The sequence below is a fragment of the Streptomyces sp. NPDC031274 genome, assembly GCF_055570235.1.
In genome coordinates, this window is record NZ_JBVIHP010000004.1 from 117,695 (window position 1) to 131,687 (window position 13,993).

Consider the following 13,993-nt stretch of genomic DNA (forward strand, 5'->3'; position numbering starts at 1 on the left):
CATGCCCTCAGACCCCATGTCCTCAGACGGCGGACGGGCTGAAAGACGCGCCGGACCGGTTGGGCAGCTCGGCGTCCCGCTTCGCGACCTCTTCCCGCACGATCGGGATCACGTGCCGTCCGAAGTCGATCGCGTCGTCCAGGAGGTCGTAGCCCCGGGCGGAGAGGATCTCCACTCCCAGGTCGTAGTAGTCGAGGAGGGCCTGGGCGACCGTCTCCGGAGTGCCCACCAGGGCTGTCGAGTTGCCCGCGCCGCCCGTTTCCGCGGCCGTCGGGGTCCACAGCGCGCGGTCGTGGCGCTCTCCCGAGGCCGCCGCCGCGAGCAGGCGCTGGGAGCCTGAGTTCTCGGGGTTCGTCAGCGGGTGGCGGCGGGACAGGGGCGCGCCCGCCTTGCGGGCCTTGATGCGGGCCAGCGTCGCGTGCGCCTTCTCCCAGGCCAGTTCCTCGGTCGGCGCGATGATCGGCCGGAAGGCCACCTGGATCTTGGGGACGTCCGTGCGCCCGGCCGCTTTCGCCGCCGCCTTCACCGACTCGATCTGCTCCGCGGTCTGCGCGAGCGGCTCGCCCCACAGGCAGTAGATGTCGGCCTCCGCGCCCCCGGCGGCGTACGCGGCGGGTGACGAGCCGCCGAACGAGACGCGCGGATGCGGCTGTTGGACCGGGAAGGTGTCGCTGACGAAGTCGTTGAAGCGGTAGTGCGCACCCTCGTGGTCGAAGGGTTCGTGCGAGGTCCACGCCTTCTTGATGATCTGGATGGCCTCGCGGGTGCGCGCGTACCGTTCGTCCTTGGTGTGGAAGTCACCCTCGCGCTGCTGCTCGTGGTCGTTGCCGCCCGTGATGAAGTGCACCGCGAGCCGGCCGTCGCTGATGCGGTCCAGGGTCGCGAACGTCTTCGCGGCGAAGGTGGGGTACGAGACGTTCGGGCGGTGCGCGACCAGGATCTGGAGCTTGTCCGTGCGGGCCGCGATGTAGGCGGCGGCGGGGGAGGGGTCGGGGGACCCCGATCCGTACGCGAACAGGACCCGGTCCCAGCCGTGATCCTCGTGGGCCCGGGCGAGCCGGAGTGTGTAGTCCTTGTCGAAGGACACGCCCGAGCGGGCGGTGACTTCGGAGCCTTCGTTGGTCGCGGCGATGCCGAGGAACTCGACGGGCATGGCGGATTCTCATCTCAACTTGTCGTGGTGTGCGCTGACTTGGAAGCAGTCAGAAGCAACACGACGCGGACCACACGCGACCGAAGTCGATGTGGTCGCGGGTGACAAGACGCAGCTGAGGGCGCATGCGCTCAGTGGAACAGCAGTCCATACAGGGCGTCAACCACGGCCGTCCCGCAGCTGTTCCCGCCTGTTCGACGTCATTACTCCATGTGTTCGATTGGTCGCCGGGCGTGCAAATGGGGCCGAGTGTATGCCCGTCGATGAGCCCGATGCAGAGGGTTGCCGAATATGACTCGGCGCTGTTTTCGGCGGACTAAGCTCGCCCGGAGCGCGGCGAGTTGAAACGAGTTGCGATAGATTCGCGCGTTTGTTCCTAGATCTCTCGAAAGTTCGGATACGTCCATCACTCTCAACCCTTCCTACAATCCCCACATTTCACGGCATCAACCCCCTTCCTTTCCCCCAAGACAAGTGTTCAGAGGGCATACATGGTGAGTGTTCAATCGCCTCCCGGTGGCCGAGAAGTCCCTTACGCACGCGTGCTGTTGCTGCCCGCCATACTGATGGCCGCGGCGACCGGAGCCGCTGTCGCGGCAGTGACGGAACCCGCCCGCATCGCGGTGGGCTGTTGCGGCGCGATCGCGACCCTCGTGGTCGTCGCGGTCGGCGCCGAAGCGGTACGCCGCGGCCGGTCCCTCCGGGAGGCGCACACGCGGTACGCACAACGGATCGCCTTCCTGGAGCGGCGCATCGCGTCCCACGACGACGAGACCATCCGCCTGGGCAGGGAGATCATTCCCGAGGCCGTCTTCCGGCTCCGGCAGGGCGAGGCGCCCTCGGAAGTGATCCGCAACCTCGTCGACAGCGACGAGTCCTTCTCCGGACTCCCGCAGTCACAGCGCCAGATGCTCCGCCACGTCCTGGACACCCTGGACACCGGAGAGGCGATGCGCGAGTCCTCGCAGCGCTCCTTCGTCAACATCGCCCGGCGCGTCCAGGCCATCGTCCACCAACAGGCAGCGGAACTGCGCGAGATGGAGGAGTTCCACGGCCGTAACCCCGAGGTCTTCGACGACCTGCTCCGCATCGACCACGGCACCGCCCTCATCGGCCGCCTCGCCGACTCGATCACCGTGCTCGGCGGCGCCCGCCCGGGACGCCAATGGCCCAAGCCCGTACCGCTGTTCAGCGTGTTGCGCGGCGCCATGTCCCGGATCCTGGATTACCAGCGCGTCGACCTGCACTCGATCGCCAAGGTCGCCATCCGCGGCACGTCCGTCGAACCGCTCATCCACGCCTGTGCCGAGCTGCTCGACAACGCCACCCGCTACTCTCCGCCGCAGACCCGCGTGCACGTCACCGCCGTCGAGGTGCAGACAGGCATCGCCATCGAGATCGAGGACGGCGGCGTCAGCCTCAGCGAGGAGGCGCGGGCACGGGCCGAGCGCATGCTCGCGCAGGCACAGGCCGGCATCGACCTGAACGACCTCGGTGAGAGCCCCCGCCTCGGCATGGCCGTCGTGGGCCGGCTCTCGCAGATGTACAACCTCCAGGTCTCGCTGCGGCAGTCCGCGTACGGCGGTGTCCGCGCGGTGCTCATCGTCCCGCGCGAGATGATCACCACCGGACCCGCTCCCGGCCTCGCGCACGGCATCGGCGCCTCCGCCGTGCCCCGCGTGAACTCCGAGGGCCAGCCCATCCAGGAGGCCCACGGCATCCGGCGCAAGAAGCCCCGCGTGATGACGGCAGGGCCGCCGATCTCCAAGGGGCTCACCGCCGCCATGGAGGACGACATCCCGGAGGTCACCGAGTGGACGTCGAACGGTCTTCCGCAGCGCCGCAGCCGGGTCCGCACCCCGCTGGGCGAGCGGCTCGCCCAGGAGGCCGCCGACGAGAAGTACGCGGCGCAGCGCGCGCAGTACTCCCCGCAGCCGACGGCGCCGGTCGTGCCCGAACAGGCGAAGAAGGAGGAGAAGGAGCCCGGTCTCTGGATCGAGGCCTTCATGAAAGGCGTCAACGGCGACGACTCCGCGACCGATGACCCGCTGTTCCCCAAGGGGCACAGCGAGAACGACCACGGCAACGCCGACAACGCCGACGAGGGGGGCTGGAAGTGATCCAGCAACGTGCCAATTTCGACTGGATGCTCAAGGAACTCGCCGACGGGGTGCCGCAGACCCGGCAGATCGTGGTGCTCTCCGCGGACGGCCTGCGCATCGCGCGCTACGGCGGTGACCCCGACGGCGCCGACCGTCTCGCCGCGGCCTGCGCGGGTCTTCAGTCCCTGGCGGCCGCGGTGGCCACCGAGATCCCGCAGAGTGGCGGCGGGATGCGCATGGTGATCATCGAGGTCGACGGCGGCTACTTCTATCTGATGGCCGCGGGAGCCGGTGCCTACCTCGCCGTGCTCGCCGACGAGACCGTCGACGCGGGCCTGGTGGGCAACCGGATGCGAGACCTGGTCGTACGGATCGGCGCCCATCTGACGAGCCCGCCCCGGCGTGACGGGCAGGCCGTATGAGTCCTTCGGAAGGCGAGAACCCCTCTCACCGGGACGACCCTCCCCAACGGGAACGGCGCAGCCCGGAGAATCCCGAGCGGCTCTACATCCTGACCGGCGAGGACACGGAGAGGGCGCCGCTCGACCTCGTCACGCTGATCGTCGCGCACGGCGAGGCGCCGCCCACGGCCGAGCCGGAGCACTCCTCCGTCCTGCGGCTGTGCAAGACCCCGCTGTCCGTCGCCGAGCTCTCGGCCTATCTCGCGCTGCCGTTCAGCGTGGTGACCGTTCTGCTGACGAAGATGCTCGGGGGCGAACTCGTACAGGCGCGGGAGCCGATCGTCCGCTCCACGCTCCCCGACCGTTCCCTCCTCGAAGCGGTGATGCATGGACTTCAAAAGCTCTGACACGATCACCGGGCCCAGCAGCGAAGAGGTACTGCCGCACACGACCACGGCCGCCGTGAAGGTCGTGATCGTGGGCGGGTTCGGGGTCGGCAAGACGACGATGGTCGGCTCGGTCAGCGAGATCCGTCCGCTGACCACCGAAGAGACCATGACCCAGGCCGGCATCGGCGTCGACGACAACTACGGCTCCGACACCAAGACGGCCACCACCGTCGCGATGGACTTCGGCCGGATCAGCCTCTCCGAAGAGCTGGTGCTCTATCTGTTCGGCACCCCGGGCCAGGAGCGCTTCTGGTTCCTGTGGAACGGCCTCTTCGAAGGGGCGCTCGGCGCCGTCGTCCTCATCGACACCCGCCGTCTCGAAGTCAGCTTCGACGTGATCGGCCGCCTCGAGGAGCGCGGCGTGCCGTTCGTCGTCGCCGTCAACGACTTCCCCGACGCGCCCAGCCACCCGATGGACGCGCTGCGCCGTGCCCTCGACCTCGACGAGGCGGTGCCGATGGTGAAGTGCGACGCCCGGCAGCGGGCGTCGAGCCGGGACACCCTGCTGACCCTCATGCGGTACCTGCACTCCCTGACCGTGGCCCCTGTCTGACGCCTCATCTCATCCGCAACCGGAATCTCTTCCGAAATCCGGAATCTCTTCCGCAACCCCGGAGCGAAGAACGTGACGACTCCTTCCCACTCTGACCCCGGCATGGACTCCCCGGCCGTGCCGCCGTCCGGCTGTCCCGCGCACGGCCTCGGCCCCGGTGGCCTGCGCCGGCTCTACGGGCCCGAGGCGGACACCGACCTCGGCGGTCTGTACGAGAAGCTGCGTGCCGAGCACGGCGCGGTGGCCCCGGCCCTGCTGCACAACGACGTCCCCATCTGGGCGGTCCTCGGCCACAGCGAGAACCTCCACATGATCCGCACCCCCTCGCAGTACACCCGCGACTCGCGCCAGTGGCGGGCCGTCCAGGACGGCTCCATGGGCGCCGACCATCCGCTCGCCCCCGTCATCGCCTGGCAGCCCATGGCCAGTTTCGTGGAGGGCGACGTGCACCAGCGGCTGCGCGACGCGGTCACCGGCGCCATGGCGGGCCTCGACCACCGGGGCATCCGCCGCTACATCAACCGCTACAGCAACCTCCTGCTCAACGACCTCTGCCAGCGCGGCAGGGCCGACCTGGTGAGCGAGTTCGCCGAACATCTGCCGATGATGGTGATGTGCCATGTCCTGGGCATGCCCGAGGAGTACAACGAGCGGATGGTGCAGGCCGCCCGCGACATGCTCCGGGGCACCGAGACCGCCATCGCCAGCAACGCGTACATCATGGAGGTGCTGATGCGCCAGGTGGCGCGGCGCCGGGAGCAGGCCGAGGAGGACTTCACCAGTAACCTCATCGCGCAGCCCCAGCAGCTCACCGACGAGGAGGTCGGCACGCACCTGCGGCTCGTGCTCATCGCCTCGTACGAGGCGACGGCCAATCTCATCGCGAACGCCCTGCGCATGGTCCTGACCGACCCGCGCTTCCGCGCCCAGCTCAGCGGCGGTCAGATGACGGTCCCCGAGGCGGTCGAGCAGTCCCTGTGGGACGAGCCGCCGTTCAGTGCCATGGTCGGCTACTTCGCCAAGCAGGACACGGAGCTCGGCGGCCAGCAGATCAAGGCGGGCGACGGTCTGATCTTCGGTATCGCACCGGGCAACGTGGACCCCGTCGTACGTCCTGACCTCGCCGCCAACATGCAGGGCAATCGCTCTCATCTGGCGTTCGGCGGCGGACCGCACGAGTGCCCGGGGCAGGACATCGGCCGTGCCATCGCCGAAACCGGCGTGGACGCGCTGCTCATGCGCATCCCGGACGTGGAACTCGCCGTCGAGGAGCACGAGTTGAGGTGGACCTCGTCGATTCTCTCCGGGCACCTGGTGGCGCTTCCGGTGCAGTTCGCGCCGCGGCCTCCGCAGGACGTGATGGCGCGGCCCATGGCGCGGGTGCCCGACGCGCGAGGCGACTGGCAGGTGTCGTCCCCGGCGCCGCGGCCCGCGTACGCGGCGTCGCAGCCGGTGCCGCCGCCCGCCGGACCGCCGCCCGTACCGGAGGCCGCACCGGTGGCGTCCGTGCCGCGCCAAGGGGCGTGGCGGCGGCTCGTCACCTGGTGGCGGGGCTACTGACCGCCCGCTGACGGGTTCGCCCAGGTGTCGTACGAGTCCCAGGCGCCCAACTCGCGCGCGCTGACGAAGCGATGGTCGGCGCCCGTGACGGGGTCGGTGAACTCCAGTACGCGGGCCAGGAGTTGAAGGGGCCGCCGGAAGTCGTCCGGCGGCACCGGCCCTCTCACGAGCGGGTAGACCGGATCCCCGAGGATCGGCAGGCCCAGGGCGTTCATATGGACACGCAGCTGGTGGGTGCGCCCGGTGTGCGGGATGAGCCGGAAGCGCGCCAACTCGCCCTGCTGGTCGGTGAGTTCGATGCGGGTCTCGCTGTTGGGCTCGGCATCGGGGACTTCGTACGCGGCGATGATGCCGCGCTCCTTCACGATGTGGCTGCGCGTGGTGCGGGGGAGTTCGACTCCGGGGTCGTGGGCGGCCACGGCCGCGTACTCCTTGCGCACCCGCCGCTCGCCGAACAGCGTCTGGTACGCGCCGCGTTCCTCGGGACGCACGGTGAAGAGGATCAGCCCGGCGGTGAGCCGGTCGAGACGGTGCGCGGCGCCGAGCGCGGGGATGCCGAGATCTCTGCGGAGCCGGGCGAGCGCGGTCTCGACGACGTGGCTGCCACGGGGTGTGGTCGCCAGGAAATGGGGCTTGTCGGCAACGACGATGTGCTCGTCGCGGTAGACCACGTCGATGCTGTACGGCACCGGAACCTCGTCCGGCAGATCCCGGTGGAACCACACGAAGGCGCTGGGCACATAGGGGGCGTCCGGCGCCACGGGAATCCCGTCCGCCCCGACGACGAGCCCGTCCCGCAGCATCGCATCGATCACGCCGGGCCCGGTCTTGAGCCGCTCGACGAGATGGTCCCGTACGGTCGTCCAGGCTCCGTCGGCGGGGAGCTTGACCCGCATGGGGTCGACGCCGCGCCGCTGCGGCAGGGGAGAGGGCGGGATGCGGGGCTTACGGGTCACAACGGGCAAGAATACGGGGCCCCGCGGCGGCGTCCTACCGTTTTCCCCAGGTCAGGCGGGTGCTGGCTGGTCCCCATGCACGCGGGCGTGCAGATGCATGTCGTGCCAGCCGTCCGCGTGCAGGACCGCGCTGCGCTTGGTGCCCTCCGGCGCGAAGCCCGTCTTGAGCGCGACGCGGCAGGAGGCTTCGTTGGCCACGGCGTGGGTGAGTTCGAGGCGGTGCAGGCCCACCTCGGCGAAGGCCCAGTCGCTCAGCGCGGCCAGGGCGCGCGGGGCGATGCCCTGGCCGCGGGCAGAAGGCATGGTCCAGTAGGCGACTTCGGCCTGGCCGTCGCCGAGCGCGATGAGGCGCAGCGCGATCCGGCCCACCACCGTGTCCGTCGTGGCGTCGGCGATGGCCCAGTACGCGTCGCGCTCCTCGGGCCAGGCCTGACGCCAGCCGTCGATCCAGCCCCGGGCCTCGTCGACGGAATCGGCTACGCGCGCGTGCCAGCGCTGGATCACCGGATCCTGGAACGCCTCGTACACGGCGGGCGCGTCGTCGGGCGACCAGGGCCGGATGACAAGACCGCCGGGGACGGGGATGGTCGGCTGCTTCTTACTGGCGAGGGCGCCTGCCGGAACGACGTCAGAGATCTTGGAGGGCATCCGGGCATGGTGCCAGCGCGCGACAGTGAGGGAAACCGGTTTTGGTCCCACCTCGTCCGCGGGCTGGTGGGGGCTTGTCGCGCGGTTCCCCGCGCCCCTGCCGGGGCTGCCCGCAGGGTCACGCGGAGGGCGCCGACTCCTGCTCCGCCTCCACCTGCGCGTTCCAGTCGCGCTTCGACGCCTGCCAGCCGTCCTCGTTGTGGCCAAGACGCCAGTACCCGGAGATGGAGAGGCGCTCGCGGGGCACCTGGCGCTCCATGCGGAGGTGGCGGCGGAGCTCCTTCACGAATCCGGCCTCGCCGTGCACGAACGCCTGCACGTCGCCCGCCGGGAAGTCGAGGGAGCGTACGGCATCGACGAGCGCCTCACCGACGGGGCGCTGCCCGCGGTGCAGCCACTGGATCTCCGCGGCCGAGTCGATCTTCTGCTCCTCGTCCGCGTCGGCGACCTCCACGAAGGCGTACGCCTTGGCGCCGTCGGGCAGTGCTTCGAGGGCTGCGGCGATCGCGGGCAGCGCGCTCTCGTCACCGGCGATCAGATGCCAGTCGGCCTCGGCGTCCGGGGCGTACCCGCCGCCCGGGCCGAGGAAGTGGATCGTGGCGCCCGGCTGGACGTTCTTGGCCCACGGTCCCGCCAGGCCCTCGTCGCCGTGGACGACGAAGTCGACGGCGAGCTCGCGGGACTGCGGGTCCCAGGAGCGCACGGTGTACGTACGCGTCACGGGCCACTGGTCGCGGGGGAACTCCTCGCGGATCCGCTGGATGTCGAAGGGCTCAGGGTAGGTCACGCCCTCGACGCCGAAGAGCAGCTTCACGTAGTGATCGGTGGAGTCGCCCGCCGTGAACTCGGCGAGGCCCTCGCCGCCCAGGATCACGCGCTGCATGTGCGGGGTGAGGCGCTCGGTGCGCACCACCTGTGCGACGTGGGTCTTCTGTGCCTTGCGTGCCGGACGTTCTGCCATGGTGGCGGCCTCCCCTGATCAAATGTTGCTTAGGCTTACCTAAGCTAGCACTTCAGTCCTGGAGAGTCGTGAGCAACCGCTTCAGCGCCCCACCCAGGCCCCACCGGGCGGCCAGCTCGTCCAGGGCCGCGGGATCACGGGGCTCGCCCGGCAGTGCGAGGTCCACGTCCGGCAGCGGTACGTCGCCCGCGACGCGGACCACCGTCGGCGCGACGGCCACATAAGCGCGGGACTCGTCGAGCCGCTTGCGCTGCGAGGGCGTCAGCTTGCTCTTCGGGTCGTCCACGGCGGCCATGATTCCGGCCAGATTTCCGTACGCGTCGAGCAGCTTGGCTGCCGTCTTCTCGCCAATGCCGGGCACGCCGGGCAGGCCGTCGCTCGGGTCGCCGCGCAGCAGGGCCAGGTCGACATAGCCGGAGCCGTCCACTCCGTACTTCTCGCGGAGCCAGGTCTCGTCCGTGAGCTGGAGGGAGCCGACGCCCTTGAGGGGGTACAGGACGCGGATGCCGCGCTCGTCGTCGACCAGCTGATAGAGGTCGCGGTCGCCGGTGACGATGTCGACCGGGCCTGTGGCACGGCCTGCGTAGGTGCCGATGACGTCGTCCGCCTCGTACGACGGCACGCCCACGCGGGCGATGCCGAGCGCGTCCAGGACGTCCTCGATGATGGGGACCTGCGGCGCGAGGGTGTCCGGGGTCTCCTCGGCGTCCGGGCCCTGCTCGACCTCCTCGGCGACGCGATGCGCCTTGTACGACGGGATCAGCTCGACCCGCCAGTGCGGGCGCCAGTCCGCGTCCATGCAGGCGACCAGGTCGTCGGGGCGGTGGTCCTGGACGAGCCGGGCGATGAAGTCGAGCAGCCCGCGCACCGCGTTGACCGGTGTGCCGTCCGGGGCCTTGACGGAGTCGGGGACCCCGAAATAGGCGCGGTAGTACAGGGACGCCGTGTCGAGCAGCATGAGCCGTCGCGTTCGCTGAGTCACCTTCGCATCATGCCGCACGGCACTGACAGCGGACCGGCTCCGGCTCCGTCAAGGTGTTGTTTCCGCCCCGGTGGAGAGGGGCCTGATCGTGGCGCGTCCCGAGGGACGGAAGTGAACAAGATGTGAACTGGATCACTCTTGCGTTTGTTCTGTGTAAGTCGGGGCAGGCGCCGAGCCGGAGCGCCTCCGGTCGAGAATTCAACTATTTCGCCGGGTAAATAGCGGGCAGAAACCGCGTCGCTCCACGGCCCGCCGGCGGGGGAGGCGGGCCGTCTTGGTTCAACCCGAGAGGTGTATGTGTCCAGGCTGCAAGCCGAACACCTGTACAAGGTATTCGGCAGACGACCCGCTGACGCGGTGGAGAAACTCCGCCACGGAACCGACCGAGAGGAGCTGCGCGCCGAAGGCACCACCGCGGCCGTGATCGACGCTTCCTTCACGGTCGAGCCGGGCCAGATCTTCGTCGTCATGGGTCTCTCCGGATCCGGCAAGTCCACGTTGCTGCGCATGCTCAACGGCCTGTCGGAGCCGACGGCCGGGCAGGTGCTCTTCGAAGGTCAGGACCTGACCGGACTGAGCGCGCGTGAGCTGCGCGAGGTGCGCTCCAAGAAGATCAGCATGGTCTTCCAGCACTTCGCGCTCTTCCCGCACCGCAGTGTCCTGGAGAACGCCGGTTACGGCCTCGAGGTGCAGGGCGTGCCGCGCGCCGAGCGCGAGGAGCGCGCCACCGTGGCGCTCGAACTCGCGGGACTCAAGGGCTGGGAGAAGTCCTGGCCCGACGAGCTGTCCGGCGGTATGCAGCAGCGTGTGGGCCTGGCCCGCGCGCTGGCGACCGACGCGGACCTGCTCCTCATGGACGAGTCGTTCAGCGCGCTCGACCCGCTGATCCGCCGTGACATGCAGGACCAGCTCCTCGAGCTCCAGAAGCGGCTGAAGAAGACCATCGTCTTCATCACCCACGACCTGAACGAGGCCATGCGCCTCGGCGACCAGATCGCCGTCATGCGCGACGGCGAGATCGTCCAGATCGGCAACGCCGAGGACATCCTTGTCACCCCGGCCAACGACTACGTCGCCGCGTTCACGCAGGACGTCGACCGCTCCCGTGTCCTCACGGCGGGCGCGATCATGGCCGAGCCCGAGACCGTGTTCGGCACCAGAACGGCCGACGGCAAGGAGCTGAAGACCGCACAGGACGTGCTGTCCGAGGCCCCCGCCACGGTCAAGGCCGGGACGCCGATCATCGAGCTGTTCACGCCGTGCTCCACCAGTGACGTGCCCGTCGCCGTGACCGACGACGAGGGCAAGCTCACCGGAGTCGTGCCGCGGGCGCGGTTGCTCGCGGTGCTCGGTGAGCCGATGACCCCCGAGAACGAGTCGCAGGACGACGCTGTCCCGCTCGACAAGGCGCAGGACAACGGCGGACAGGCCGTGGGCAAGGTGGTCAGCGGTGCCTAGGATTCCCTTCGGCGAGTGGGTCAACGACAGCGTCGACTGGCTGCTCAGCCACATGGCCTGGCTGTTCGACTTCTTCCAGACCGTCTTCCAGGGCGCGTACGACGGCATATCCGACGTGCTCCAGGCGCCCGAGCCGCTGCTCCTCGCGGGCATCTTCGCCGTCATCGCGTTCTGGCTGCGGGGCGCGATCGCCGGTGTGCTGACGTTCGCGGGCTTCGCGTTCATCATCTCGCTGGAGCTGTGGGACCACGCGATGATGACGCTGGCCCTGGTGCTCGTCTCGACGATCATCGCGCTGCTCATCTCCGTGCCCGTGGGCATCTGGGCGGCGCGGTCGAGCACCGTCAGCGGCATCGTCCGCCCGGTCCTCGACTTCATGCAGACGCTGCCGGCGATGATCTACCTCATCCCCGCCATCCTCTTCTTCGGGATGGGCGCCCCCGCGGGCATCGTCGCCACCCTGATCTTCGCCCTGGCCCCCGGCGTCCGTATGACGGAGCTGGGCATCCGCCAGGTCGACAAGGAACTGGTCGAGGCCGCGGACGCGTTCGGCACCACGCCGCGCGACATCCTGCTGCGCGTCCAGCTGCCCCTCGCGCTTCCCACGATCATGGCCGGTGTCAACCAGGTCATCATGCTGGGTCTGTCCATGGCCGCCATCGCGGGCATGGTCGGCACGGAGGGCCTCGGCGCCGACGTGAACGAGGCCATCGGCCAGCTCAACGTCGGCCTCGGCTCCGAGGCGGGCGTCGCGATCGTCATCCTGGCGATCTACCTGGACCGGATGACCAGCTCGCTCGGTAGCCAGGTCTCCCCGCTCGGCCGTCGCGCCGTCGCGAAGCTGCGTGCCGCGCAGGGCCTGAACATCTTCACCTACCGCCCGCAGGCCGCCGTCGCGGTCATCGGTGTGGTCGTCCTCGCGCTCGTCGCGGGCGGCATGGGCGTCTTCGGCGGCTCCGCTTCCGACGAGACCACCGCGGACTCGAAGAACGTCGGCCAGGGCAAGGAAGTCAACATCGGCTACATCCCCTGGGACGAGGGCGTGGCCTCCACCTTCCTCTGGAAGGAGATCCTGGAGCAGCGCGGCTTCAAGGCGCAGACCAAGCAGCTCGAGGCCGGTCCGCTGTACACCTCGCTCTCGCAGGGCAGCATCGACTTCCAGACCGACTCCTGGCTGCCGACGACGCACGCCGCGTACTGGAAGAAGTACGGCAAGGACCTCGAGGACATGGGCTCGTGGTTCGGCCCGACCTCGCTCGAACTCTCCGTGCCCTCGTACGTGAAGGGCGTGAAGTCGCTCGAGGACCTCAAGGGCAAGAGCGGCAAGTTCAAGGGCAAGATCGTCGGCATCGAGCCGAGCGCCGGCATGATGGGCCTGCTCAAGGACAAGGTCCTCAAGGAGTACGGCCTCGACAAGGAGTACAAGGTCGTCGACGGCTCCACGCCGGCGATGCTGGCCGAGCTGAAGCGCGCGTACGCCAAGAAGGAACCGATCGTCACCACGCTCTGGTCGCCGCACTGGGCCTACAGCGACTTCAAGCTGAAGAAGCTCGAGGACCCGAAGGGTGCCTGGGGCAAGGGCGACGGCGTGCACACGCTCGCGCGAAAGGGCTTCTCCGACGAGAACCCCCAGGTCGCCAAGTGGCTCAAGGACTTCAAGATGAGCGAGAAGCAGCTCACGGACCTTGAGGCGGAGATCAACAAGGCGGGTAAGGGCAAGCAGCAGGAAGCCGTCCGCGCCTGGCTGAAGAAGAACCCGGGTGTCGTCGACAAGCTGGCCCCGCTGCCGAAGAACACCACTCCCGCCGAGGCGAAGCGTCCGCTGAACGCCGCGTACTTCGCGTGGGACGAGAACATCGCCGTCACCAATCTCTGGAAGCGTGTCCTGGAGAAGCGCGGCTACAAGATGAATCTGAAGCCGTCCGACGTCGGCCCGGTCTACACCGGTCTCGCCCAGGGCGACCTCGACCTGGATCTCGACGCCTGGCTGCCGACGGCCCAGAAGCAGTACTGGGACAAGAACAAGGCGAACCTCAAGGACCTGGGCTCCTGGTACAGCCCGACGTCCCTGGAGATCGCCGTCCCGTCCTACGTCAAGGGCGTGAAGTCGCTCGAGGACCTCAAGGGCAAGGGCGACAAGTTCAAGGGCAAGATCATCGGCATCGAGCCCGGCACGGGCGTGATGACGGCGCTCAAGAACAAGGTCCTGCCGGGCTACGGCCTGGACAAGGAGTACAAGATCGTCTCCGGTTCGACGCCCGCGATGCTCTCCGAGCTGAAGTCGGCGTACGCCAAGAAGGAGCCGGTCGCGGTCCTGCTCTGGTCGCCGCACTGGGCGTACAACGAGTACGAGCTCACCAAGCTGAAGGACCCCAAGGTCGGCTTCGGCAAGGGCGACACGATCCGCACGATCTCCAGCAAGGAGTTCCCCAAGCAGTACCCGCAGCTCACGAAGTGGCTCAAGAACTTCAAGATGAGCGAGAAGGAACTGGCCAGCCTGGAGAACGAGATCAACAAGGCGGGCAAGGGCAATGAGCCCAAGGCCGTCGACGCCTGGCTGAAGAAGAACCCGGGCTTCGAGCAGAAGATGACTCCGCAGTCATAGTTCCGCAGTCCTGACTCTTCACCGCTGAATCCGCTGGATTCGCTGGATTCGCTGAGTCACCCCGAGGGGTGGGCCTCGTCCTTGTGGCGAAGCCCACCCCTCGCGGCGTTCCCGGGGACACCCCTGCTCCCTAGGCTGGGCACCCTCCCGCCACTCGAACGTAAG

Annotated in this window: 12 protein-coding genes; 7 read left to right on the forward strand and 5 right to left on the reverse strand. The window is 68.9% G+C overall.

What is annotated here, in order from left to right; genetic code table 11:
- Window positions 1–22: 22 nt before the first annotated feature.
- Window positions 23–1,153 (reverse strand): LLM class flavin-dependent oxidoreductase, encoded by a 1,131-nt coding sequence (locus tag ACZ5CR_RS08720; protein ID WP_468855051.1) that lies wholly within the window; start codon window positions 1,151–1,153, stop codon window positions 23–25.
- Window positions 1,154–1,644: 491 nt separating this feature from the next.
- Between ACZ5CR_RS08720 and ACZ5CR_RS08725 the strand changes: the two genes are divergently transcribed.
- From ACZ5CR_RS08725 to ACZ5CR_RS08745, 5 genes are all read left to right on the forward strand, one after another.
- Window positions 1,645–3,273 carry an ATP-binding protein gene (locus tag ACZ5CR_RS08725; protein ID WP_468855053.1) on the forward strand — a complete coding sequence of 543 codons (1,629 nt, stop codon included), beginning with the start codon at window positions 1,645–1,647 and terminating at the stop codon, window positions 3,271–3,273.
- On the forward strand, window positions 3,270–3,677 hold the full coding sequence (locus ACZ5CR_RS08730) for a roadblock/LC7 domain-containing protein (protein ID WP_389911852.1): 408 nt from the start codon (window positions 3,270–3,272) through the stop codon (window positions 3,675–3,677). The genes ACZ5CR_RS08725 and ACZ5CR_RS08730 overlap by 4 nt, the downstream gene beginning before the upstream one ends.
- On the forward strand, window positions 3,674–4,063 hold the full coding sequence (locus ACZ5CR_RS08735; protein WP_468855054.1) for a DUF742 domain-containing protein: 390 nt from the start codon (window positions 3,674–3,676) through the stop codon (window positions 4,061–4,063). Before ACZ5CR_RS08730 ends, ACZ5CR_RS08735 begins: the two co-directional genes overlap by 4 nt.
- A complete protein-coding gene (locus ACZ5CR_RS08740; protein ID WP_468855056.1) occupies window positions 4,044–4,658 on the forward strand; it encodes a GTP-binding protein in 615 nt (204 codons plus the stop codon). The genes ACZ5CR_RS08735 and ACZ5CR_RS08740 overlap by 20 nt, the downstream gene beginning before the upstream one ends.
- Window positions 4,659–4,730: 72 nt before the next feature.
- Window positions 4,731–6,218, forward strand: a complete 1,488-nt coding sequence (locus ACZ5CR_RS08745; RefSeq protein ID WP_468855058.1) for a cytochrome P450 — start codon at window positions 4,731–4,733, stop codon at window positions 6,216–6,218.
- Here the strand turns inward: ACZ5CR_RS08745 and ACZ5CR_RS08750 are convergent.
- The 4 genes from ACZ5CR_RS08750 to ACZ5CR_RS08765 form a co-directional block, all read right to left on the reverse strand.
- Window positions 6,212–7,174 carry a pseudouridine synthase gene (locus ACZ5CR_RS08750; protein WP_468855060.1) on the reverse strand — a complete coding sequence of 321 codons (963 nt, stop codon included), beginning with the start codon at window positions 7,172–7,174 and terminating at the stop codon, window positions 6,212–6,214. The two genes, ACZ5CR_RS08745 and ACZ5CR_RS08750, sit on opposite strands and share 7 nt — an antisense overlap.
- A 51-nt stretch (window positions 7,175–7,225) precedes the next feature.
- Window positions 7,226–7,822: a GNAT family N-acetyltransferase gene (locus tag ACZ5CR_RS08755; protein ID WP_468855061.1), complete on the reverse strand. Its 597-nt coding sequence runs from the start codon at window positions 7,820–7,822 to the stop codon at window positions 7,226–7,228.
- A gap of 118 nt (window positions 7,823–7,940) precedes the next feature.
- Window positions 7,941–8,783, reverse strand: coding sequence for a siderophore-interacting protein (locus ACZ5CR_RS08760; protein WP_468855064.1), 843 nt, complete (start codon window positions 8,781–8,783; stop codon window positions 7,941–7,943).
- Between the two features lie 52 nt (window positions 8,784–8,835).
- A complete protein-coding gene (locus ACZ5CR_RS08765; RefSeq protein ID WP_468855516.1) occupies window positions 8,836–9,741 on the reverse strand; it encodes a 5'-3' exonuclease in 906 nt (301 codons plus the stop codon).
- 321 nt (window positions 9,742–10,062) lie between these two features.
- Here ACZ5CR_RS08765 and ACZ5CR_RS08770 point away from each other — a divergent pair, with 321 nt between their 5' ends.
- Window positions 10,063–11,223, forward strand: a complete 1,161-nt coding sequence (locus tag ACZ5CR_RS08770) for a quaternary amine ABC transporter ATP-binding protein (protein WP_468855066.1) — start codon at window positions 10,063–10,065, stop codon at window positions 11,221–11,223.
- Window positions 11,216–13,828 (forward strand): ABC transporter permease/substrate binding protein, encoded by a 2,613-nt coding sequence (locus ACZ5CR_RS08775; RefSeq protein ID WP_468855069.1) that lies wholly within the window; start codon window positions 11,216–11,218, stop codon window positions 13,826–13,828. Before ACZ5CR_RS08770 ends, ACZ5CR_RS08775 begins: the two co-directional genes overlap by 8 nt.
- Window positions 13,829–13,993: the final 165 nt, after the last annotated feature.